The organism is Pseudomonas sp. 1928-m, assembly GCF_029269135.1.
Lineage (GTDB): Bacteria > Pseudomonadota > Gammaproteobacteria > Pseudomonadales > Pseudomonadaceae > Aquipseudomonas.
In genome coordinates this window covers 1,921,562-1,944,865 of record NZ_JARIXO010000001.1, presented here as the reverse complement: position 1 = coordinate 1,944,865, position 23,304 = coordinate 1,921,562, and the positions used below count along the sequence as shown (strand labels likewise).

The 23,304-nt window shown below is 59.1% G+C and carries 23 protein-coding genes and 1 pseudogene; 5 read left to right on the top strand and 19 right to left on the bottom strand.

What is annotated here, in order from left to right; all coding sequences use genetic code 11:
* Position 1 precedes the first annotated feature (1 nt).
* The 8 genes from pabC to P3C18_RS08740 form a co-directional block, all read right to left on the bottom strand.
* Positions 2-817 (bottom strand): aminodeoxychorismate lyase, encoded by an 816-nt coding sequence (gene pabC, locus P3C18_RS08775; protein WP_275961425.1) that lies wholly within the window; start codon positions 815-817, stop codon positions 2-4.
* Positions 817-2,061, bottom strand: coding sequence for a beta-ketoacyl-ACP synthase II (gene fabF, locus P3C18_RS08770; RefSeq protein ID WP_275961424.1), 1,245 nt, complete (start codon positions 2,059-2,061; stop codon positions 817-819). Before fabF ends, pabC begins: the two co-directional genes overlap by 1 nt.
* Positions 2,062-2,168: 107 nt before the next feature.
* Entirely contained in the window at positions 2,169-2,402 is a 234-nt protein-coding gene (gene acpP / locus P3C18_RS08765; protein WP_058066290.1) for an acyl carrier protein, read from the bottom strand.
* Positions 2,403-2,598: 196 nt separating this feature from the next.
* Positions 2,599-3,342, bottom strand: coding sequence for a 3-oxoacyl-ACP reductase FabG (gene fabG, locus P3C18_RS08760; RefSeq protein ID WP_275961423.1), 744 nt, complete (start codon positions 3,340-3,342; stop codon positions 2,599-2,601).
* A gap of 15 nt (positions 3,343-3,357) precedes the next feature.
* A complete protein-coding gene (fabD, locus tag P3C18_RS08755) occupies positions 3,358-4,296 on the bottom strand; it encodes an ACP S-malonyltransferase (protein ID WP_275961422.1) in 939 nt (312 codons plus the stop codon).
* A gap of 104 nt (positions 4,297-4,400) precedes the next feature.
* Complete coding sequence (plsX, locus tag P3C18_RS08750) at positions 4,401-5,411, bottom strand: phosphate acyltransferase PlsX (RefSeq protein ID WP_275961421.1); 1,011 nt, start codon at positions 5,409-5,411, stop codon at positions 4,401-4,403.
* Between the two features lie 3 nt (positions 5,412-5,414).
* Positions 5,415-5,597 (bottom strand): 50S ribosomal protein L32, encoded by a 183-nt coding sequence (gene rpmF, locus P3C18_RS08745; protein ID WP_002552688.1) that lies wholly within the window; start codon positions 5,595-5,597, stop codon positions 5,415-5,417.
* A gap of 13 nt (positions 5,598-5,610) precedes the next feature.
* Positions 5,611-6,138, bottom strand: coding sequence for a YceD family protein (locus P3C18_RS08740; RefSeq protein ID WP_170049017.1), 528 nt, complete (start codon positions 6,136-6,138; stop codon positions 5,611-5,613).
* A gap of 120 nt (positions 6,139-6,258) precedes the next feature.
* On the opposite strand from P3C18_RS08740, the gene P3C18_RS08735 reads away from it, so the two are divergent.
* Positions 6,259-6,837 carry a nucleoside triphosphate pyrophosphatase gene (locus tag P3C18_RS08735; protein WP_275961420.1) on the top strand — a complete coding sequence of 193 codons (579 nt, stop codon included), beginning with the start codon at positions 6,259-6,261 and terminating at the stop codon, positions 6,835-6,837.
* A 50-nt stretch (positions 6,838-6,887) separates the two neighbouring features.
* Here P3C18_RS08735 and P3C18_RS08730 read toward each other — a convergent pair whose 3' ends face one another.
* The 3 genes from P3C18_RS08730 to rluC are packed head-to-tail and all read right to left on the bottom strand — an operon-like array spanning position 6,888 to position 9,527.
* The gene (locus tag P3C18_RS08730; protein WP_275961419.1) at positions 6,888-7,865 is read right to left on the bottom strand and encodes a S49 family peptidase; all 978 of its coding nucleotides are present in this window, start codon (positions 7,863-7,865) and stop codon (positions 6,888-6,890) included.
* 11 nt (positions 7,866-7,876) lie between these two features.
* Positions 7,877-8,581 (bottom strand): HAD-IA family hydrolase, encoded by a 705-nt coding sequence (locus P3C18_RS08725; RefSeq protein WP_275961418.1) that lies wholly within the window; start codon positions 8,579-8,581, stop codon positions 7,877-7,879.
* The gene (gene rluC / locus P3C18_RS08720; RefSeq protein ID WP_275961417.1) at positions 8,574-9,527 is read right to left on the bottom strand and encodes a 23S rRNA pseudouridine(955/2504/2580) synthase RluC; all 954 of its coding nucleotides are present in this window, start codon (positions 9,525-9,527) and stop codon (positions 8,574-8,576) included. Before rluC ends, P3C18_RS08725 begins: the two co-directional genes overlap by 8 nt.
* 580 nt (positions 9,528-10,107) lie before the next feature.
* On the opposite strand from rluC, the gene rne reads away from it, so the two are divergent.
* Together rne and P3C18_RS08710 are read left to right on the top strand one after the other, a co-directional pair.
* Positions 10,108-13,230, top strand: a complete 3,123-nt coding sequence (gene rne, locus P3C18_RS08715) for a ribonuclease E (protein WP_275961416.1) — start codon at positions 10,108-10,110, stop codon at positions 13,228-13,230.
* 107 nt (positions 13,231-13,337) lie between these two features.
* A pseudogene (locus P3C18_RS08710) lies at positions 13,338-14,556 on the top strand (IS3 family transposase).
* Positions 14,557-14,617: 61 nt separating this feature from the next.
* Here P3C18_RS08710 and P3C18_RS08705 read toward each other — a convergent pair.
* From P3C18_RS08705 to P3C18_RS08690, 4 genes are read right to left on the bottom strand one after another with little or no spacing between them, the layout of a single operon-like run.
* A complete protein-coding gene (locus P3C18_RS08705) occupies positions 14,618-15,355 on the bottom strand; it encodes an S-methyl-5'-thioinosine phosphorylase (protein WP_275961415.1) in 738 nt (245 codons plus the stop codon).
* Between the two features lie 10 nt (positions 15,356-15,365).
* Positions 15,366-16,364 carry a beta-N-acetylhexosaminidase gene (gene nagZ / locus P3C18_RS08700; RefSeq protein WP_275961414.1) on the bottom strand — a complete coding sequence of 333 codons (999 nt, stop codon included), beginning with the start codon at positions 16,362-16,364 and terminating at the stop codon, positions 15,366-15,368.
* A 21-nt stretch (positions 16,365-16,385) separates the two neighbouring features.
* Positions 16,386-16,910: a L,D-transpeptidase gene (locus P3C18_RS08695; protein ID WP_275961413.1), complete on the bottom strand. Its 525-nt coding sequence runs from the start codon at positions 16,908-16,910 to the stop codon at positions 16,386-16,388.
* Between the two features lie 47 nt (positions 16,911-16,957).
* Positions 16,958-17,665, bottom strand: coding sequence for a TetR/AcrR family transcriptional regulator (locus P3C18_RS08690; RefSeq protein WP_275961412.1), 708 nt, complete (start codon positions 17,663-17,665; stop codon positions 16,958-16,960).
* A gap of 272 nt (positions 17,666-17,937) precedes the next feature.
* On the opposite strand from P3C18_RS08690, the gene lexA reads away from it, so the two are divergent.
* Positions 17,938-18,549 (top strand): transcriptional repressor LexA, encoded by a 612-nt coding sequence (gene lexA / locus P3C18_RS08685; protein ID WP_160084936.1) that lies wholly within the window; start codon positions 17,938-17,940, stop codon positions 18,547-18,549.
* 255 nt (positions 18,550-18,804) lie between these two features.
* Positions 18,805-19,281, top strand: coding sequence for an SOS-induced cell division inhibitor SulA (gene sulA / locus P3C18_RS08680; protein WP_275961411.1), 477 nt, complete (start codon positions 18,805-18,807; stop codon positions 19,279-19,281).
* A 111-nt stretch (positions 19,282-19,392) separates the two neighbouring features.
* Here sulA and P3C18_RS08675 read toward each other — a convergent pair whose 3' ends face one another.
* The 4 genes from P3C18_RS08675 to P3C18_RS08660 form a co-directional block, all read right to left on the bottom strand.
* The gene (locus tag P3C18_RS08675) at positions 19,393-19,626 is read right to left on the bottom strand and encodes a hypothetical protein (RefSeq protein ID WP_090248059.1); all 234 of its coding nucleotides are present in this window, start codon (positions 19,624-19,626) and stop codon (positions 19,393-19,395) included.
* A 78-nt stretch (positions 19,627-19,704) separates the two neighbouring features.
* Positions 19,705-20,223: a DUF6586 family protein gene (locus P3C18_RS08670; protein WP_275961410.1), complete on the bottom strand. Its 519-nt coding sequence runs from the start codon at positions 20,221-20,223 to the stop codon at positions 19,705-19,707.
* 82 nt (positions 20,224-20,305) lie between these two features.
* The gene (gene topA / locus P3C18_RS08665) at positions 20,306-22,915 is read right to left on the bottom strand and encodes a type I DNA topoisomerase (protein ID WP_275961409.1); all 2,610 of its coding nucleotides are present in this window, start codon (positions 22,913-22,915) and stop codon (positions 20,306-20,308) included.
* Positions 22,916-23,040: 125 nt separating this feature from the next.
* Positions 23,041-23,277: a DUF1653 domain-containing protein gene (locus P3C18_RS08660; protein WP_090387350.1), complete on the bottom strand. Its 237-nt coding sequence runs from the start codon at positions 23,275-23,277 to the stop codon at positions 23,041-23,043.
* Between the last annotated feature and the right edge of the window lie 27 nt (positions 23,278-23,304).

The following is a 23,304-nucleotide window of genomic DNA, read 5'->3' as shown; positions in this document are numbered from 1 at the left end:
ATCAGCAGTCCAGTAGATCGCGGGCAATGGCCTGCAGTTTACGGGTGAGCGGGCCGACCGGCCAGTCGTGTGCAAGCAAAGCGCGAACTGGCCACACGCCATAGACGCTGTTGCACAGCATGACTTCGTCCGCCGCCAGCAACTCGGCGTAGCTGATATCGCGTACCTGACACTCAATCCCAAGCGCGGCCGCCTGGGCCAGCAACTCAGCGCGCATCACACCAGCCACCCCACAACGCGACAGGTCAGCGGTAATCAGCACGCCGCCACTGACCAGCAACAGGTTGCTGTAAACGCCCTCGATCACCCGACTGCTGGCATCCAGCATCAGGCCCTCGGCATGTTCGGCGTCCTGCCACTCGCTACGCGCCAGCACCTGTTCCAGTCGGTTGAGATGCTTCAGGCCCGCCAGCAGCGGCTGCTCGGCCAGACGCGTAGCGCAGGCAAACAGGCGTACGCCCTGCTCGGCATAGGCTGCGGGATAAATCGGTTTTGCAGCCGCCTGCAGCATCACGCGAGGCTGGGCGGGCTGGGGCGGCGCATAGCCACGCTGCCCGTCGCCCCGAGTGAGGATGAGTTTGGCCACCCCGTCACCCAGCTGCTGACTAAAGGCCAGCAACTGGGCACGCACGACGGCTAGATCGAAAGGAATTTTCAGCCGTACACAGCCTTCGGCCAACCGGGTCAGATGGCGTTCCAGCAGAACCGGCTGCCCGGCATTTACGGCGATGGTCTCAAATAACCCATCGCCGTAGGCCAGGCCGCGATCCTTGACGGACAGCAACTCGGCCGGCTGGCCATCGACCCAGCTCAGCATCAACCGGCGAACCGGCGGAACACCAGCGAGCCGTTGGTGCCACCAAAGCCAAAGGAGTTGGACAACACTACGTCCAGCGCCATGGCCTTGGCCTGGTGCGCGACGAAGTCCAGATCACAGCCTTCGTCCGGGTTATCCAGGTTGATGGTGGGCGGTGCCACCTGATCACGCAGCGCGAGGATGCTGAAGATCGCCTCCACCGCACCGGCAGCGCCGAGCAGGTGGCCGGTCATGGATTTGGTCGAGCTAACCGCCAGCTTGTAAGCGTGCTCGCCGAACACCGACTTCACCGCCGCCACTTCGGCTTTGTCACCCGCCGAGGTCGAGGTGCCATGGGCATTGATATACTGCACCTGCTCAGGATTTACGCCAGCATCGCGCAGGGCATTGGTCATGCAGCGCGCAGCACCCGCGCCATCTTCCGGTGGCGATGTCATGTGGTAAGCGTCGCCGCTCATGCCAAAGCCGATCAGCTCGGCATGGATGGTCGCGCCACGTGCCTTGGCATGCTCCAACTCTTCCAGCACCAGCGCGCCAGCACCATCGGAGAGCACGAAGCCATCGCGATCTTTGTCCCACGGGCGGCTGGCCCGGCCCGGCTCATCATTGCGGGTCGACAGCGCACGAGCCGCACCGAAGCCGCCCATACCCAGGCCGCAAGCGGCCATCTCGGCGCCGCCGGCAACCATCACATCGGCTTCGCCGTAAGCAATATTGCGCGCCGCCATGCCGATGCAGTGCGTACCGGTGGTACAGGCTGTGGCGATGGCGTAGTTAGGTCCCTGCAGGCCCAGATGGATCGACAGGAAACCGGAAATCATATTGATGATTGAGCCAGGCACGAAGAACGGCGAAATACGCCGCGGCCCTTGCTCATGCAGCGATTTGCAGTTGTTTTCGATATTGGTCAGGCCGCCGATGCCGGAGCCCATGGCCACACCGATACGATCACGGTTGGCGTCGGTGACTTCCAGGCCAGAGCTGCGCACTGCCTGAAAACTGGCAGCGAGGCCGTACTGGATAAACAGATCGAGCTTGCGCGCCTCTTTGGCGGACAAGTATTCCTCGACGTTGAAGCCCTTTACCGCGCCACCAAAACGCGTGGAAAAAGCGGAAAGATCCATGTGCTCAAGCAGGCCAATGCCACTGCGGCCAGCCAAAATGCCCTGCCAGCTACTCGGCACATCGTTACCCAATGGCGACAGCATGCCCATACCGGTAACCACGACGCGTCTACGCGACACAGCAATCTCCTTTTCTAGTTATCAACGCCTGGAAAGCGCTTAAAGAAAAGCCGCACGCCTGATGAAGGGAGTGCGGCTTTTCCGAGTCGGGATCCGACGATTACGTTTTACGCGTGAGCGGTAACGTAGTCGATCGCTTCCTGAACGGTGGTGATCTTCTCGGCTTGTTCGTCCGGGATCTCGGTCTCGAATTCTTCCTCGAGAGCCATCACCAGCTCAACGGTGTCAAGAGAGTCGGCACCCAGGTCTTCAACGAAGGAAGCGCTGTTGGTTACTTCCTCTTCTTTGACGCCCAGTTGCTCGGCAACGATTTTCTTGACGCGTTCTTCGATGGTGCTCATACGTTGTTCTCACTCCTAATGGGACAAATCTTGGCCACTGTTCTGCGGCCAAGTGTATAGAAAGGGTTTTTAGCATTTCAAGCTGAATGCCGGGGTGCCCCACAAACACTTCAACGACCTGCCTACAAACCTGTTGCAGCTTTATAACGGATTTTAGACAGCATCTATGACAGTTTTCTGAAGCCATCCGTCACATTCAGCTCATGTACATCCCGCCGTTCACAGGGATAGTAGCGCCTGTGACGTAAGCCGCGCCATCAGAAGCGAGGAAAGCGACCACTTTTGCGATCTCTTCGGCCTGCCCCAAACGGCCCAACGGAATCTGAGTCAGCAGCGCATCACGCTGCGCTTCCGGCAATTCACGGGTCATATCAGTGTCGATAAAGCCCGGTGCCACGGCGTTCACGGTAATCGCCCGCGAACCCACCTCACGCGCCAATGCACGACCAAAACCTTCAAGACCAGCCTTGGCAGCTGCGTAGTTGACCTGCCCGGCGTTGCCCATGGCACCCACTACCGAACCGATATTGATGATGCGCCCGTAGCGCGCCTTGGTCATGCCGCGCAACACGGCCTTGGTCAGCCGGTACAGGCTACTCAGGTTGGTGTTGATGACATCGAACCACTCGTCATCTTTCATCCGCAGCATCAGGTTATCGCGGGTGATGCCGGCGTTATTGACCAGAATCAACGGCTGACCAAGATGTTGCTGGATATGTTCAAGGGTGCTGGCGACCGACTCGCTGTCGCTGACATCCAGCACCAGCCCCGCCCCTTCAATGCCATTAGCTTTCAGGGTTTCCGCGATACGCTCAGCGCCCGAAGCAGACGTGGCGGTGCCGATAACCACCGCACCCTGACGCCCCAACTCCAGGGCAATCGCCTGGCCAATGCCACGGCTCGCGCCAGTGACCAATGCAACTTTACCTTGCAGGCTCATAACGTTTCTCCTTAATCAGACCAGGGCCGCGTTCGCAGCAGCGAAAGCGTCCGGGGTGTCCAGGTTATGGGTATTGATGCCTTTGACGCAGCGCTTGTTCAAACCAGACAACACCTTGCCCGGACCGCACTCGACCAGATCAGTCACGCCTTGCGCAGACAGGCAGACAATCGACTCAACCCAACGCACCGGGCTGTAGAGCTGAGCTAACAGGTCACGCTTGAGCCCTTCCAGATCCGTCACTGCCGCAGCACTGACGTTCTGCACCAGAGCAATCTGCGGGGCCTGCCAGTCAATCGCCGCTACTGCTTCAGCAAAGCGCTCAGCCGCAGGACGCATCAGCGCGCAATGCGACGGCACACTGACCGGCAGCGGCATCGCACGCTTGGCGCCACGCGCCTTGCAGGCCTCAATCGCGCGCTCGACGGCAGCAGCGCCACCGGCGATCACCACCTGGCCCGGGGCATTGAAGTTCACTGCACTGACCACTTCACCCTGCGCAGCTTCGGCACAGGCAGCCAATACATCGGCATCTTCCAGGCCGAGAATCGCCGCCATGCCGCCCTGCCCGGCTGGAACCGCCTGCTGCATCAGCTGACCGCGATGCTCCACCAGCTTAACCGCAGCAGCCAGCGACAAGCTGCCCGCCGCTACCAACGCCGAGTACTCACCCAGGCTGTGGCCAGCAACAAAAGCCGGCCGCGCGGCGCTCTCGGCAAGCCAGGCGCGCCACAACGCAACAGAGGCAGTGAGAATCGCCGGCTGGGTTTTGTCAGTTTGGTTGAGTTGCTCTTCAGGACCTTGCTGGGTCAGCGCCCAGAGGTCATAACCAAGGGCTTCGGAAGCCTCGGCGAAGGTTTCGAGAATCAGCGGTCGTTGTGCACCATGCTCGGCGAGCATGCTCAGCGACTGGGAACCCTGACCCGGAAAGACGAATGCGAGAGATGCAGACATGGAAACCTGTTCCTAATGATCGTGATCGTCGGTATTACGCGCTCAGCCTAGCCAAGCGCAAGAAACTGACAGTTGGATGACAGGCTGTTCGCTGCGGTCACATTCTAAAGCAGGTGTTCACCCAGGCGACCATGCAAACGCTGCGGCAGATTTTCTTCAATCTCCCGCAATGCTCGGCGAATAGCGCTTTTAAAACCATCAGGCCCGGCCGCACCATGGCTTTTCACCACAATGCCCTGCAGCCCGACAAAACTCGCACCATTGTGCTGTGCCGGGGCCAACTCACCCTGCAAACGCCGCAACAGCGGTAACGCCAAAGCGCCCACCAGACGCGCAGCCAGGCTGGATTTGAACAGCGCCTCAATCCGCCCGGCAATCATTGCCGCCAGGCCTTCGCTGGACTTGAGCAGGATATTGCCGACAAACCCGTCGCACACCACCACATCGGCCTCACCGCGATACAACCCATCACCCTCGACAAAACCGATGTAGTTCAAGCCTTCCGCCTGCTGCAGCAGACTGGCTGCCAACTTGACCTGCTGGTTGCCCTTGATGTCTTCAGTACCGACATTCAGCAGCGCCACGCGCGGACGCACCGTACCCAACGCTTCAGCGGTAACCGAGCCCATCACGGCAAACTGGTACAGATGCTCGGCACTGCAATCGACATTGGCGCCCAGATCGAGCAGATGGCAAAAACCCGCCTGCGTCGGAATGGCGGTGACCATGGCCGGACGATCAATGCCGGGCAGGGTTTTCAGTACGTAGCGCGACAACGCCATCAGTGCCCCGGTATTACCGGCACTGACGCAAGCCTGCGCCGCACCACTGCGCAGCAATTCAAGACTGATACGCATCGACGAATCTGGCTTGCCACGCAGCGCCTGCGCTGGCCGCTCGTCCATGGTGATAATTTCGCCAGCATGCTCAACGCGCAGACGTGCACGATCAACGCCGGGATAGCGGACAATCAGAGATTCAAGCAGAGAGGATTGGCCGACGAGGACCAGGTGCAACGAAGGGTATTCAGCCAGGCAAGAGATGCAGGCTGGAACAATGCAGTGGGGACCGAAGTCCCCACCCATTGCATCAATCGCGATGATCGGAGCGGACAAGATTTACTCGTCAGCGCCCTTGTCGATCACTTTACGACCACGGTAAACGCCTTCTGGCGATACGTGGTGACGCAGGTGGATTTCACCGGTGGTTTTCTCGACCGACAGAGTGCTGGCCTCGAGGGCATCGTGCGAACGACGCATGTCACGGGCGGAACGGGATTTTTTGTTCTGCTGAACAGCCATAACTAATTAACTCCTAAACGTTTGGGTCACGCTTTAACTGCGCCAATACACTGAACGGGTTGGACCGCGTTACCTCGTCCTCGCTCGACTCGGGCTCTTCGAGGCCGGTCGGCTGCTGGCAATCTTTAGGGTCATGAGCCGGGACAATGGGCAAGGCAAGCAGAAGCTCCTCCTCAACCAGCGCCAGCAGATCCAATGGGTCTTCACCCAACTCAATCACGTCATAGCCTTGCGGCACTGACTGGGTATTCGCACCCTCTTTCACCACAGCGTAATCACACGCGCTATGGATCGGCAAAGTGACCAGCTCCAGACAACGCTGGCAAACCATCTTGACTTCAACCTCAAGCTCGCTGTGGAAAACTACAGCATTGCGCTCGTCGCGCTCGAAGAAGAACTTCGTACGCACCATGCCTTGGTTATCGGCAAGCGGGCCGCAGAGTCGCTGCAAATCGGACAGTTGCAGCTCACCTTCGAGGGTGGCACTGCGATCAGCTAATTTGCGCGGATCAACGTGAGGTGGAATCGGGCCATTTGACATAGGCGCCGCATTTTAGGGATGCAACCCGCCGCTGTCAAAGGAAATTCGGCCTGTCCAGCATATGGGCCGACAGCTAGAATCGCCCACCCTCTGCAAACTCTTATATAGAAGGAAATCGCCGTGCTGCCTCTGGTGCTCGCCTCCAGCTCACCCTACCGCCGCGAACTGCTCACCCGCCTGCGCCTGCCCTTTACCTGGAGCGCCCCGCACATCGATGAAACACGGCGCCCCGATGAGGACGCAGACACCTTGGTGCGCCGCCTGTCATTGGAAAAAGCCCAGGCACTCAGCGCAACCCACTCCCAGCACCTGATCATCGGCTCGGACCAGGTCGCGGTACTCGGCACGCAGATCCTCGGCAAACCACACACCCTTGAGCGCGCCCGCGAACAATTACTGGCCGCCAGCGGCAATAGCGTGACCTTTCTAACCGGCCTCACCCTACTTAACAGCACCACCGACCAGCAGCAAACCGACTGCATCCCCTTCACCGTGCATTTCCGCCCACTCAGCGAAGCGCAAATCATGCGCTACCTGACCGCCGAAAAACCCTTCGACTGCGCCGGCAGCTTCAAGGCCGAAGGCCTGGGCATCAGCCTGTTTCGCAACACCGAAGGCAGTGACAGCAGCAGCCTGATCGGCCTACCACTGATTCGCCTGGTGGACATGCTACTGGCCAGCGGTATCGATATCCCCTAAAAGCAACAAGCCCGATCAATGACCGGGCTCACCTTCAACAGACTCAAGCGTTAGCGCAGCGCCGCCCCCTGAAAACCCATCCACAGGGCAATACGCTCAGCCATGCTGGCGCCCAGGGTTTTCGCGAAACGATCAAATGGCGACTCCTTCACGGTGAAGTCAACAATGTTTTTCTCACCAACCACTTCTCGCGCCACATAGCTTGTATTGCCCAGCGCATCGATCAAACCCAACTGCAAGGCCTGCTCGCCCGACCAGACCAAGCCCGAGAACAACTCAGGATGCTCGGCATCCTTCAAGCGCTCACCACGACCCTGCTTGACGCTGGCAATAAACTGACGATGGGTGGTTTCCAGCACACCCTGCCAGAACTTGGTTTCTTCAGCCTTTTGTGGCTGGAACGGGTCGAGAAATGCCTTGTGCTCACCAGAGGTATACACACGGCGATCCACACCCAGCTTCTCCATCACCCCAACAAAGCCGAAGGTGGCCGCCGTTACACCGATGGAGCCGACCAGACTGGCTTTGTCGGCATAGATCTCATCAGCCGCACTGGCGATGTAATAAGCACCCGAAGCCCCCAGATCAGTGATCACCGCATACAGCTTGATCGCTGGGTATTCGGTGCGCAGACGACGAATTTCGTCATAGATGTAGCCCGACTGCACCGGACTGCCGCCCGGGCTATTGATGCGCAGGATCACACCCTTGGTATTGGCATCCTCAAACGCCGCACGCAGGCTGCTGACAATATTATCGGCACTGGCCGATTCCTGATCGGCAATCATCCCGCGCACGTCGATTACCGCAGTATGACTGCCGGTAGTCGCGCCTTTTTTCATCGCCAGCATGGGCGAGAACAACGCCAGCGCGCCGAAGATATAAATGAAGGTCAGCAGCTTGAAGAAAATCCCCCAGCGACGCGCGCGCCGCTGCTCCTGCACACCGGCCAGCAGGGTTTTTTCCAGCAGCTGCCAGCTTTTTCCGTCACCATCAGCCGCTGCCGACGCTTTCCATTCATCTGCCATGCAAAACCACCTCAAACTGACTGATTAGACGCACGCCGACCCAGCCAGGCGCGCAACTCGGTAAAACATTCTATTGCCATTGTTGGCTGACACGCACGCAGCGCCTGCAACGGCTGCGCGCCATAACCGACCGCCACACAATCCATGCCAGCGCGTTGTGCCATCAACAGATCGAAGGACGAGTCGCCGACCATCAGCGCCTGACTGGCTGCAACACCGCTTTGCGCAAGAATCTCATGCAGCATCAGCGGGTCCGGCTTGCTCGCCGTTTCATCGGCGCAGCGGCTGTAGTCGAAATAGTCTAGCCAGCCACGATCAGCCAACACCCGCTGCAAGCCATGCCGACCTTTACCAGTCGCCACCGCCAGACGATAGCCCTCGGCACGAAACGCCTCCAAGCCCTCAGCCACACCATGGAACAGCGCCGACGGCTCGGACTCCAGGGCCAGGTAGTTTTCGCTGTAGCTTTGCCGCAAACGTTGTGCGCGAGGCGCATCACGCATATCCGGATACAGGCAACGAATCGCCTCAGGCAAACCCAAACCGATAATGCCGCGCACCTGATCATCGGTGCAGCGCGGCAACTCACAGGCATCGGCAGCCAGGTGCATCGCCGCAACGATCCGACCGATGGAATCGACCAAGGTGCCATCCCAATCGAAGATCAGCAGCTGGTAGCGACGCTCCTGACAATCACGCACCTGAGAATCAGGCACCGAGACGCTCCAGGGTTCGCGCCCACATTTCATCGACTGGCGCGGCAAGCTTGAGCTGACCACCCTCAGGCAGCGGCACGACCAACTCATAGGCATGCAAAAACAGGCGCTTGCCGCCTAGATCGCGAATTTCCTTAGTGAAGTCGTCATCGCCGTACTTGCTGTCACCGGCAATGCAGTGCCCGGCATGCTGCGCATGTACACGAATCTGGTGGGTACGCCCGGTCACCGGCTTGGCCTCGACCAGAGTGGCGAACTCGCCGAAGCGGCGCAGCACACGGAAAATAGTCAAGGCCTCCTTACCTTCAGGATTGACCTCGACCATGCGCTCACCGGAACGCAGATTGCTCTTAAGCAGCGGCGCATTGACCTGTTTTTTCGCCGTAGCCCAGTGGCCGCGCACCAGCGCCATATAGCGCTTATCCACGCCATCGCCACGCAAGGCTTCATGCAGGTGACGCAGCATGCTGCGTTTCTTGGCAATCATCAGCAGACCCGAGGTGTCGCGATCCAGGCGATGCACCAACTCCAGGTCCTTGGCGTCCGGGCGCAACTGACGAAAGGCTTCGATAACCCCGTAATTCAGGCCACTGCCGCCATGCACAGCAATGCCTGCGGGCTTATTCAGCACGATCAGCGCCTTGTCTTCATAGACAATCGCTGCCTCAAGGCGCTGCAAAAGACCTTGAGCTAGCGGCTCGGGCTCATCGCGCTCAGCCAGGCGCAGTGGCGGCACACGAATGATGTCGCCGGCCTGCAGCTTATATTCGGGCTTGATCCGACCTTTATTCACACGCACTTCGCCTTTACGCAAAATCCGGTAAATCAAAGTCTTGGGCACGCCTTTAAGCTGGGTGCGGAGAAAGTTATCGATGCGTTGGCCGGCAAGTTCCGGCGCAACCTCGAGCAGCTGGACGCCGGAGGTTGGAGGGGAAGGATTTGTCATCGCGCAATCATAACAATTTTTTATGGAATTGAAGCACTTAATCATTGCTGCTATAGTCGGGAACGCCGCCAAAAGCGGCCTGGTTTGCGGATGATCGCCAAAACTGCCATCCCCAACCAACGCAACCCATTTGGGACGTGAGGCCGTCCGACGGGTTATTCAACGAAAGAAAAGCCTCCAAGGCTGTGAATAACTCGGAAATAAAGCCTATAAGCCATGATGCGCAGCCTGCCCCTTTGGACGGTTGCGGTAATAGTTAACCCGCTGCGGATTTTCGCGAGCGGCACCCGAGTTTCAGCGATACGTGTAGGGTGGAGATGTACAACTGTTGGTCCGCGTAGCAGCTCGCTTTACCAAGACGCCTCATCTCGTCCGCTACCAACAGCTGATTCCTCCTCCTGACTTAGTGCTTTCTGTTATCACAGCGAGCAGGAGACGTCCGTCGCGGCCCAGCACAATTGGCTGACCGCCGCTAGACACTGGAACGCTTTACGACCGTTCCTGACGCACCTGACACCGACCCCTGAAGTCGTGTGTGCCGAACGCCGCTTCCGCCAGCACCGGAAACCGACGGTACTACATGAAAAGAATGCTGATTAACGCAACTCAGCCCGAAGAGTTGCGTGTTGCCCTGGTAGATGGGCAGAAACTCTACGACCTGGACATCGAGTCCGGCGCCCGTGAGCAAAAAAAATCCAACATCTACAAAGGGAAAATAACCCGCGTAGAACCTAGCCTCGAAGCTGCTTTCGTCGACTTCGGCTCTGAGCGCCACGGTTTTCTGCCGCTCAAAGAAATCTCCCGCGAATATTTCAGCAAGGCTCCAGAAGGCCGCGTCAACATTAAAGACGTGCTCCGGGAAGGCCAGGAAGTCATCGTTCAGGTCGAGAAAGAAGAGCGTGGCAACAAGGGCGCAGCCCTGACCACCTTTATCAGCCTCGCTGGCCGTTACCTGGTCCTGATGCCGAACAACCCGCGCGCCGGTGGCATCTCGCGTCGTATCGAAGGCGAAGAGCGTAATGAACTGCGTGAAGCACTGAACGGTCTGGTCGCGCCAAGCGACATGGGCTTGATCGTGCGCACTGCAGGCCTTGGCCGCTCCAGCGAAGAAATGCAGTGGGACCTCGACTACCTGCTGCAACTCTGGACCGCTATCAAAGAAGCCTCGCTGGACCGCGCTGCCCCCTTCCTGATCTATCAGGAAAGCAACGTGATCATCCGCGCCATCCGCGACTACCTGCGCCAGGACATCGGCGAAGTACTGGTCGACAGCATTGAAGCGCAGCAGGAAGCCCTGAGTTTCATAAACCAGGTGATGCCGCAGTACGCCAGCAAGATCAAGCTGTATGAAGACAGCGTTCCGCTGTTCAACCGCTTCCAGATCGAAAGCCAGATCGAAACCGCCTTCCAGCGCGAAGTGAAACTGCCGTCCGGTGGATCCATCGTGATCGATCCGACCGAAGCCCTGGTGTCCATCGACATCAACTCGGCCCGCGCGACCAAAGGCAGCGACATCGAAGAAACTGCCCTGCAGACCAACCTGGAAGCGGCTGAAGAAATCGCCCGTCAGCTGCGCCTTCGCGACATCGGCGGCCTGATCGTTATCGACTTTATCGACATGACCCCGGCGAAGAACCAACGCGCCGTGGAAGAAAAAGTCCGTGAAAGCCTGGAAGCCGACCGTGCCCGCGTACAGGTGGGTCGCATCTCGCGCTTCGGTCTGCTGGAAATGTCGCGTCAGCGCCTGCGTCCGTCCCTGGGTGAAAGCAGCGGTATCGTCTGCCCACGCTGCAATGGTCAAGGCATCATCCGTGACGTTGAATCGCTATCGCTGGCCATTCTGCGCCTGATCGAAGAAGAAGCCCTGAAAGACCGCACTGCTGAAGTTCGCGCACAAGTGCCAATTCCAGTTGCCGCCTTCCTGCTCAACGAAAAACGCAACTCGATCACCAAGACCGAACTGCGTACCCGTGCGCGCATCGTCATCGTGCCGAACGATCACCTGGAAACGCCGCACTTCGAAGTCACCCGCATCCGTGACGACAGCCCGGAAGCTCAGTCCACTCAATCCAGCTATGAAATGGCGACCATTGAAGTGGAAGAAGAGAAGCAGGCCGCCGCAACGCGCACCCTGGTTCGCCAGGAAGCCGCAATCAAGACCGCGCCGCAGCGCACTGCACCAACCCCGGTTGAAGCAGTAGCCGCACAGCCTGTAGCTGCTGCCGAGCCAAGCCTGTTCAAGGGCCTGGTCAAGTCGCTGGTCAGCCTGTTCGCCAGCAAGGAAGAAGAGAAGCCTGCTGTCGTCGAGAAGAAAACCAGCGAACGCCCACAGCGCAGCGATGAGCGCCGCAACGGTCGCCAGCAGAACCGCAGCCGCGGTGGTCGCAACAACGAAGAGCGCAAGCCTCGCGAAGACCGTGGCCCACGTGAAGAACGCGCACCGCGTGAAGAGCGCCAGCCTCGCGCAGCTCGCGAAGAGCGTGCACCGCGTGAAGAACGCGCTCCGCGCGAAGAGCGTGCGCCACGCGAGGACCGCGCTCCGCGCGAAGAACGCAGCCCGCGTGACGTCGTAGAAGTTCGCGAGCCGCAGGAAGTGCGTCAGTCGCGCCCTCCGCGTGAAGAGCGCCAGCCACGCGACCGCAAGCCACGTGAAGAGCGCCAGCCACGCGAACTGCGTGAGCCACTGGATGCCGCACCTGGCGATAGCGCAACGGTCAGCGAAGAAGTCCGTGCCGAACGCCCACAACGCGAACCGCGCCAGCCGCGCCCACCGCGTGAAGAGCGCCAGCCGCGTACTGAACAGGCTGCCGCCGCCAGCGACGAAGAAGCACTGAATGCTGAAGAAGCGCTGCAGGACGATGAACAGGAAGGTAGCGAAGGTGGCGATCGCCCACGTCGCCGCTCCCGTGGCCAGCGTCGTCGCAGCAATCGTCGTGAGCGCCAGAACGATGCCAATGGCAACCCGATTGAAGGCAGTGAGGAAGGCGCAGAAGCCCCAGCCGATGCCGACAACGCAGTAGTCGCTACAGCAGTGACCGCCGCCGTTATCACTGGCGCGGACGAAGCAACCCAAGCGACCACTGAAGCCGCACCGGTAGTTGTCGAGCAGGAGCAGCCACTCGAAGTCGCTGCAGCTGAAGCGCCACAAGCCGTTGTTGATACCGTAGCTGTTGAAGCTGTAAGCAGCCCAGCTGTCGAAGTCCGCGAAGCGCCTGTATATGCCGCCGAAGCGGCACCTGCTGTTGTAGAGGCGCCAGCGCCGGCCGCAGAGGTCGTTGAAGCACCTGCCGTGGTTGCCGCTCCCGAGCCGGTTGCGGAAGTTGCAGTGGCTGAAGTTGTGGCAGCCGAAGCTGCACCCGCGGTCACCGTCAGCAGCACCGGTCGCGCACCCAACGATCCGCGCGAAGTGCGTCGTCGTCAGCGTGAAGCCGAGCGTCTGGCCCGCGAAGCCGCCGAAGCACCAGCTGCCTCCGTACAGGTTGAAGCTGCTGCACCGGTGGCCGAAGAGCCGGCTGCAGAAGTGGTTGCCGAAGCCGTAGTTGAAACTGCAGCCGAAGCACCTACGAGCATCGAAGCAGTCGAGCCCAAGGCCGAAACCGCAGTGCACGCAGAAGCAGAAGTAACCCAGGAGCCGCAAAGCTCGCTGTTTACTGAAGTAGAAGCTGAGGAGCAGAATAAAGAAGCGGTCAAACCGCAGATCTGATCCGCTAGGCAATAAAAAAGGGGATGCTTCGGCATCCCCTTTTGCGTTCTGGCTGTCCCGTTCTGAATAAGGTTTACACCTCCCATCCCGAATTTCCGGAGATCTAGATGGAACAAGGTGTAAAGCGAACACAGTGTGATTACTCGCTGGCCTTTAAATTGGCTGTTGTCGATCAGATCGAAAAAGGCGAGCTGACCTACAAGCAGGCCCAGGAGCGGTACGGCATTCAAGGGCGATCAACAGTGCTGGTATGGTTACGTAAGCACGGTCGGCAGGATTGGAGTCAGGGGGCATCAGTCCGAGTCGAGAGGAGCCTAGTGATGTCCGATCCCAAGACGCTGACTCCAGAGCAGCGGATCAAGGAGCTAGAGCAGCAGCTTGAGTTGATGAGTCAGAAGGCCGAGTTCTTCGAGACCGTTGTTGGCGTGCTGAAGAATGATTACGGCGTATCTCTCGTAAAAAAGCGATCCGGCAAGTCCTCTCGCAAGGCCAAGTCAAAGGGCTAAGCGTGGTCAGGGCTTGTCGATTTCTGGGCATTAGCCGACAGGCGTATTACAAACGTAATCGAGTGGCAGACGGCAAGGAAAGGCAGGCAGAGCAGGTGGCTCAGTATGTTCGCCATGTTCGTATGCGACAGCCTCGGCTAGGAACGCGCAAGCTGCATTATCTCCTGCACTGTCAGCCTGACAGGCAGCTACAAATTGGTCGTGACCGATTGTTCCAAGTGCTGGGAGAGCGCCGCCTGCTGGTGTTGCCCAAACGGGCGTATCACAAGACAACACATAGCTTTCATCGATTCTATCGCCATCCCAATTTACTCAAACCTGGCCCTGGGCAAATTGTCCCGACAGGTCCTGAGCGTGTCTGGGTGGCCGATATCACTTACCTCCCCGCTCGTAGCGGCCCGCTGTATCTGAGTCTGGTAACGGATGCCTACTCTCGAAAGATCGTTGGCCACCATGTGCACGAAGGCATGCATGCTGAATCTGTAGCCACCGCCTTCAAGCAGGCGCTGCGAAAGCGATGCCGGAACAACACCTTGGTTCATCACTCGGATCGTGGCATCCAATACTGTTCAGCGCTTTACCAGTCGCTGCATGAGCGCCATGGCATCAGCTGCTCAATGACCGACGGATACGATTGCTACCAGAATGCGCTAGCTGAGCGAATCAACGGAATCCTCAAAACCGAGCTGCTCTTGAGTAGCCCAGAAGATTTGCACCAAGCCAGGAAAATGGTGGAAGAAGCGGTGCAGATCTACAACACGGAACGGCCCCACATGGCCCTGAAAAAAAAACGCCCGATGCTGTGCATCGGGCGTTTTGAGGTCTGTTGACCTACCTGGAAAGGTGTAAACCTATTTCAGGACTAGACAAACACGATTCAATCAGCTGGCCAGCACGCGCGCCAATACGGCCTTGACCGTGCCCATGCCTTCTTCCAGAGCGCGTTCGATTTCCGCCATGGTGATCAGCGCGCGGGACTTGCCGGCCGCCGGGTTTACCACCAGCGCCAGACAGGCGTAGGGTAAAGCCAGCTCACGGGCCAGTACTGCTTCCGGCATACCGGTCATGCCGACGATGTCACAGCCATCACGCTCCATCCGCGCAATCTCGGCAACGGTTTCCAGCCGCGGCCCCTGGGTGCAGCCATACAGGCCGTGATTGCTGAACGCACAGTGTTCGGCAGTCAGGGCATTGGCCAGTTTGGTGCGCAACCCTGCGTCGTAGGGATGGCTGAAATCGACATGGGTGACATGCTCCAGCTCGCCCTCGAAATAGGTGTGCTCGCGCCCCGAGGTGTAATCGATGATCTGGTGCGGCAGGCAGAAATGCCCGGTGCCCATGGCCGGATGAATACCGCCCACCGAGTTGACCGCGATAATCGCCTTGGCCCCCGCCTCACGCAGCGCCCAGAGGTTGGCGCGGTAGTTGACCTGATGCGGCGGGATGCGGTGCGGATGCCCGTGGCGGGCAAGGAACAGCACTTCACGGCCGGCATAGTCACCCTTGAGCACCGCCGCAGAGGGCGCACCATAGGGCGTATCGATATGCAGCGCGGCCTTGATGGTCAGACCGTCCAACTTGGTCAGACCAGTACCACCGATAATCGCGTAAACCGTCATCCATTACTCCTCAGTCGATTAATTGCGCATCGCGCAAGCTGCCAAGTGCCGCCAGCCAACGCGGATTCTGCCGATACTCAATACCCGGGAAGGCCTGCCGACGCATCCGCGCCAGACCTTGCGGCGGTTCCACCTTGAGGCGCTGCAAGGCGCTCAAGGCCAGCTCTGCCGCTGCCCGATCATTACACACCAGGCCCATGTCACAACCTGCCACCAGCGCTGCCTCGATACGGCAAGCCGCATCGCCGACCACATGGGCGCCGGCCATGGACAGATCGTCGCTGAAAATCACCCCATCAAAAGCCAGCTCGCCACGCAGAATGTCCTGCAGCCAGCGCCGGGAAAAACCGGCCGGCTGACTGTCCACTTGAGGGTAGATCACATGGGCGGGCATCACCGCAGCCAACTGCCGACTCAATTGCGCAAAAGGCTGTAAATCGACTGCGCGAATCTGTTCCAGGCTGCGCTCATCCACCGGGATGGCCACATGGGAATCCGCCTCGGCCCAGCCGTGACCGGGGAAATGCTTACCAGTGGCGGCCATGCCCGCAGCGTTCATCCCACGGATAAACGCGCCGGCCAGTAAAGTGGCGCGCTGCGCATCACCCTCAAAAGCGCGGCTGCCAACCACCGCGCTGCGCTGATGGTCGAGATCCAGCACCGGGGCAAAACTCAGGTCCAACCCGGCAGCCAGCACTTCGGTGGCCATAACCCAGCCGCACTGCTCAACCAGATGCTCGGCATTGGCGTTATCGGCCAACGCACGCATCGCCGGCAAGCGCACAAAACCCTGACGCAGACGCTGTACGCGGCCGCCTTCCTGATCCACCGCCAACAACAGATCCGGGCGCAGCGCGCGAATGGCCGCAGACAGCTCGCGCACCTGGCGCGGGTCTTCGATATTCCGCGCAAACAGAATCAACCCGGCCACCTGCGGCTGACGCAGGATCTGCCGATCCTCAGCCGTCAACCAGGTGCCGGCGATATCCAGCATCAATGAACCTTGCATGGGTGAACTCACAACTCTTCCTTAATTAAGCGGCGCAACCGCCCACTCAGGGCAGGCGGCCTCGTCAATCTGTACCGCACATTGAACCGGGACACGCGCAAAGAGCTCCAGCAGGTCGCTGTTGCGCAGGCGCACGCAGCCATGCGACAGCGCCACGCCCATGGGCTCGCTGTCCGGCGTACCGTGTATGTAGATATAGCGGCGAAAGGTATCGACAGCGCCCAGACGATTGCGCCCAGGCTCACAACCACTCAACCAGAGAATGCGCGTAAGAATCCAGTCACGCCCGGGAAATTGCGCGTGCAATTCAGGCGACCAGACCTCGCCGGTCCAACGCCGCCCGCGCAGCACAGCGGCATTTGGCAAACCCTCGCCAATCTTCGCCCGCACCTGGTGTAAGCCACGCGGCGTACAGCCGGAACCATTGCGCTCACCAGCGCCATTCAGCGCAGTGGAAACACTCAGGCGCAGCTGCAGCTGCCCGTTAGCGAAGCCGTACAGGCACTGATCAGCGAGGGAAATATGCAGAAAATCGAGAGCAACCATGGGCGGCTAGCTTAGCGGATAGCATCCACCAAGCCCACCCGCCGAGGTCAAACTTTGCTGGGGACGGCTGGCGTTTTGGTGCGCGGCTTGAGCTGTGCGCTGGCCAGGGCTTCATCGGTCAGACCGGTTTCCGAACGCATGCCGGCAGCCAGAAACGGCACCATCAGGCGCATCACCTGCTCAATCGAGGTATTAACGCCGAAATCGGTTTCCGACATGGCCCGCAGGGCCTTGATCCCGGACATGCTGAACGCTGCAGCGCCGAGCATAAAGTGCACACGCCAGAACAGTTCCAGTGGAGGGATGCGTGGAGCGGCCTCATGCACCAGCTGCATATAGCGGCGGAACACCTTGCCGTACACCTCTTCGAGGTACTTGCGCAGGTGCCCCTGGCTCTGGCTAAAAGCCAGGCCCAGCAGCCGCATAAAGATTGACAGGTCATTACCACTGCGCGGCTTTACTGCCAGAGCCTGCTCAACCAACAACTCAAGCAGCTCTTCGAGGCTGACCTTGGTTTCCGGCTTGGCCTGACGGCGATCCAGTTCACGCTCCAGGCTTACGCAGAAAGGCCCGAGAAAGCGCGAGAACACTGCCTGAATCAGGGCCTTCTTCGAGCCGAAGTGGTAATTCACCGCAGCCAGGTTTACCCCTGCCTTGCTGGTGATCAAACGCAAAGAGGTTTCTGCGAAACCTTTCTCCGCAAAAAGCTGCTCTGCCGCATCAAGAATGCGTTCAACGGTTTCCGACTGGGCCATGACTCTTTTCATCTGAACAAACACTTGTTTGAAACATACGTTTCAGCCGCCCGCCTTGTCAAGCCGGGCAAACCATCTTGTGGCCGGGTGGTCACAGACATCCGCTGAAGGCACAGGTTAACCCTAGCTAGACGCCCCGTGAGAGACCCGAGTAACAGTGCGCTGCAACAGACGACATAAAGGTCAATTGAGTAGAGATCAGAACACAAGGATTGCCAACCGCTGATCACTGTATATAATCCCAGTCACTGTACAAAAAAACAGAGCCGACCATGCTAAAACTGACGCCGCGCCAAGCTGAAATTCTTGCTTTCATCAAGCAGTGCCTTGAAGACAACGGCTACCCGCCTACCCGAGCGGAAATCGCCTTGAAACTGGGTTTCAAATCACCTAACGCAGCAGAAGAGCACCTCAAAGCCTTGGCTCGTAAGGGTGCAATCGAAATGACCCCTGGCGCTTCACGCGGCATTCGCATTCCAGGCTTCGAGCCCAATGCCGAGGAAGACGAAGGCTTGCCGGTGATTGGCCGCGTCGCCGCAGGTGCGCCGATCCTGGCGCAGCAGCATGTCGAAGAGTCCTGCAAGATCAATCCAGACTTCTTCCACCCCAAGGCCGACTACCTGCTGCGCGTACGCGGCATGAGCATGAAAGACATCGGTATTTTCGATGGCGACCTGCTGGCCGTGCACACCACCCGCGAAGCCCGTAACGGGCAAGTAGTAGTGGCGCGCCTCGACGATGAAGTGACCGTCAAACGCTTCAAGCGCGAGGGCAACAAGGTTTGGCTGATTGCCGAAAACCCAGAGTTCGCGCCGATCGAAGTAAACCTGGAAGAACAGGACCTGATTATTGAAGGTTTGAGCGTCGGCGTTATCCGCCGCTAGCAGGCCGTTGAAAACGTAGGCGACGACTGCATGGATGCAGGAGGTAGAGCGAAGCAGGAAGCCCGAGCCGAGGCAGGCGAGACAAGGAAAAAATGGCCGAGGAAGCGGAGTTTACGGCTGTAAATGAGCATTACTCGTTCCACTCGCCCTTCGGGCCGCGCTGAAGCGCGTTAACCGCAAGCGGTTTGCCGAGGGCATTTTTAACGCAGTATCGACAACGCAGGTAGTTTTCAACCACCTGCTAGTGGAGGATCTATGCAGTTCCCACATTCACTGAACCGTACACAACTGCCTTTGTTCGATGCATTTCTGGCATCGACGGTGACGCCATTACTTGCCGATAGCGCTGAGCTGCCTTGGCAGGATGATGGGACAGAGGCGTTCAGTGAACTGTCGCTGCGGGGCGCAGCCGGGCACTGCCTGAACCTTCTCGCGCCGATTCTGCGTGAGCTTAGCGACAACCACGACGCACGCTGGCTGACCCTGATCGCGCCACCCTCAAGCCTTACCCAGGCTTGGCTGCGCGAAGCAGGCCTGAACCGCGAACGTATCCTGCTACTGCACCCACGCGGCGAACAAAGTGCGCTGGAATTGGCGCAACAGGCACTGACGCTGGGCCGCAGCCATACCGTAGTCAGCTGGCTACACCCACTGGAACGCCAGGCGCGGCAACAGCTTGAGCAGGCCGCACGTTTGGGCAAGGCGCAAAGCCTGAATATTAGTTTGGGATAGTTGGCCAAAGGTCACGCACAAGGAATGTGCGTATCAGCCAGTAAAAACCTGATGCAAGAAACAGCTATGGCGAGCAGAACGCTCTAGCTCAGAGCCAAACGCGTGCTGCAATCAATGCAGAACCCGCGGTCCCTCTTCCTGCTGGAAATTATTTTCGGCCAGCCGCCCCGCCATCTGCACACCGACATTGAGCATGGCCTTGGCCACCTCGACGTGCTGCCCCTGCAGAAATGCCTTGGCATCGGCAGAGAAATCCAGCACCACCAGTGACTCTTCATCCTCTGCACGACGCAAGGCAATACGCCCGTCGGGCAATTCAACAATTTCCAGGAATGATGTAGGCATTGGCTTAGCTCTCCACGAAAGGCCGACAGTGTAACAGCCGACCCGGGCTCACCCTAGTCCGCCGGTCCAATCAGCCTCTTACCATTCACTCAGGGTTTGCCGAAAGCGCTGTGCCAGAGCCTTTACCTGCTGACGCCAGGCCTCAAGCGTCTCGTGCGCCAGGGGCGCGACCTCTTCATCCAGGCTGACCGCAGTGATCAACGGCGTAGCAGGATCGACCTTGGCTTTCTTACCCGCCTGCGGCGGCTGAAACAGCCCGGCATAGGCCTTGAGCAGCTGAGCAACCCAGCTGTCAGCGGACTGTGCCAGCTCGACCAGCTCACCCAACTCCTGGCTCGGCGCTGCCTGCAACACTTCCTCAGTAAGAAAGCGCTCGGCCTGCGGAGCAGCGCTGTCCGGCAAGCGGTAGTAACCGGCAATCTCATGACACAGGCCGAGCAAGGCACCGTACAGATGAAATAACGCAGCCTCGCGCTCAGCCTGGATCAGGGCCAGGGCATTCATGCTCTGGCCTTGCTCAGCCTTGCGCCAGGACTCCAGCGCCAAGCCGGCATAGAAAATTTTCTGGTTGGTACGGGTATAGAGTTCATTGGCCATTGCGGCGCCCTCCATAACGGATTGGATAAGCATACGCGCGCCGGCCAGCGGCAGACGCGCGTTGTGCTAAATCAGCTGTTGATCAGCTCTTGTCTTCGACTTTCCACTTACCGCCATCAAAGAACGCACGCCAGCCAGTCGGCTTGCCGTCGACTTCGGTCTGTACGTACTGCTCTTTAGTCTTGCGGCTATAGCGGATCACCGCTGCGCGACCTTGTGGGTCTTTCTTTGGTGCGTCGCAGAGGAAGTGATACTTGGGATCGATCTCGTCGCGATGCGGGATCAGCTCCAACACCAGCGGCGCGCGGGTTTCGCGGTTTTTCGGGAACTGGCTGGCAGCCAGAAACAGACCCGAAGCGCCGTCACGCAGGATGTAGGTGTCGTTGACCTTCTCGCACTTGAGCTCCGGCATCTTCACCGGGTCCATTTTCGGCGGCGCCGCTTCACCGCTTTTCAGCAGTTTGCGGGTGTTCTTGCACTCGCTGTTGGTGCAACCGAAGAACTTGCCGAAACGACCGGTTTTCAGCTGCATCTGGCTGCCGCACTTATCGCAGTCCAGGCTCGGGCCTTCATAGCCCTTGATGCGGTACTGGCCCTGCTCCACTTCATAGCCACTGCAATCCGGGTTATTGCCGCAGATATGCAACTTGCGGGTTTCATCGAGCAGGTAGGCGTCCATCGCGGTCGAGCAGATCGGACAGCGGTGCTTACCGAGCAGCACGCGCGACTCCGACTCACCCTCGTCGTCCGCAGCAATTTCGTCGCCCGGCACCAGGTTGACGGTGGCCTTGCAGCGTTCTTTCGGCGGCAGGGCATAACCGGAGCAACCGAGGAATACGCCAGTGGAGGCAGTACGAATGGTCATTGGCCGGCCGCAATCACGGCAGGCGATATCAGTCAGCGTCGGTTGGTTGGCGCGCATGCCGCCCTCACCTGCCTCAGCCACTTCAAGCTTCTTCTTGAAGTCACCATAGAACTCATCGAGCACGTGCTTCCACTCGCGCTCGCCCTGGGCCACATCGTCCAGATGCTCTTCCATGCCGGCGGTAAAGCCGTAGTCCATCAGGTTGGAGAAGCTTTCCGCCAGACGCTCGGTGACGATGTCGCCCATCTTCTCCGAGTAGAAGCGGCGATTGTGCAGCGCCACGTAGCCGCGGTCCTGGATGGTGCCGATAATCGCTGCATAGGTCGACGGACGACCGATACCGCGTTTTTCCATTTCCTTGACTAGGCTGGCTTCCGAGTAACGCGCCGGCGGCTTGGTGAAGTGCTGGCTTGGGTCGAGCTTGACCAGCTTGAGCACTTCGCCCTGGTTCATTTCCGGCAATACATCGTCATCGCCCGGCTTGCTCAGCTGCGGCAAGGCACGGGTATAACCGTCAAACTTGAGGATACGACCCTTGGCGCGCAGTTCGAACTGCGCAGCCGTCACAGTAACTGTGGTCGACAGGTATTCAGCAGGCGGCATCTGACAGGCTACGAATTGGCGCCAAATCAGCTCATACAGGCGCTCGGCGTCACGTTCCATGCCCGACAGCTGGGTCGGCTTGAGGTTGACGTCGGAAGGACGAATCGCTTCGTGCGCTTCCTGGGCGCCTTCCTTGCTGCTGTAGGCAATCGGGTTGGCCGGCAGGTACTTCTTGCCGAACTCGCCTTCGATAAAGTCGCGCACCATGCTCACGGCATCGGCCGAGAGGTTGGTCGAGTCGGTACGCATATAGGTGATGTAGCCAGCCTCATACAGACGCTGGGCCATCATCATGGTCTTCTTCACCCCGAAGCCCAGGCGGTTGCTGGCGGCCTGCTGCAGAGTGGAGGTAATAAAGGGTGCCGAAGGCTTGCTGCTGGTCGGTTTGTCTTCGCGCTTGCTGATGCTGTAGCTAGACGCTTTCAGCGTGGCCAGGGCCGCCATGGCCTGGGCCTCGTTCAGCGGCTTGAAGGCAGCGCCGTTCTCACGGGCCACTTCAAAACGCACATTGGCGCCTTTGGCGGTGCCCAGATCGGCGTGCACTTCCCAGTATTCTTCTGGGACGAAAGCGCGGATCTCTTTCTCGCGCTCGACCACCAGCTTTACCGCTACAGACTGCACACGGCCGGCAGACAAACCACGGGCGATCTTCGCCCACAGCAGCGGCGAGACCATATAGCCCACTACACGGTCGAGGAAGCGCCGCGCCTGCTGGGCGTTGACTCGATTGATATCTAGCTCGCCTGGCTTGGAAAACGCTTCCTGGATCGCCTTCTTGGTGATTTCGTTGAACACCACGCGCTTGTAGCGGCTGTCGTCACCCCCGATGGATTCGCGCAGGTGCCAGGCAATGGCTTCCCCCTCGCGATCCAAGTCGGTTGCGAGATAGATGGTGTCGGCATCCTTGGCCAAACGGCGCAATTCCTCGACGACCTTCTCCTTGCCTGGAAGGATCTCGTACTTGGCTTTCCAGCCGTGTTCGGGATCAACCCCCATGCGCGCAAACAGCTGACGCTTGGCTTTTTCCTTGGGCGACAGCGCCGGCACTTCACCTGCAGCGGCTTTACCACGCTTGACCGGCTCTTTGGCGGTACTCGCCGAACCACTGGTGGGTAGGTCACGGATGTGGCCGATGCTCGACTTCACCACGTACTCGTTGCCCAAGTACTTGTTGATGGTCTTGGCCTTGGCCGGGGATTCCACGATGACCAGCGATTTGCCCATGGATTGGAAAATTCCTGAAATTCGGTAAATAAATGCGGGAGGCGCTGTACTGCCTGCTAGCGCGGCACCGCTATATATAGTGGTGGTCCGGCCGAGGTCAAGCGCAGCAGTGGCCCGATGTCAGCTCAAGGCCGAGTAAACAGTGCGGTTTCAGCCTGAATCAAAGCAAAGCGTGGAACCGTCTCGCCGTCCACCTCAACGCTTTCACAGAACATCTCCAGCGGCCTCACCCATAGGCCAAACTCGCCGTACAGCGCCTGATAGACCACCATCGCCTGTTCCGTTTCGGAATGCTGGGCTACGCCAAACACACGGTATTCAGGGCCTTTGTAGTGGCGGTAGAGGCCGGGCTGTAGCTGCATGGGTGAATTCCTTGAAGATTTTCTGCT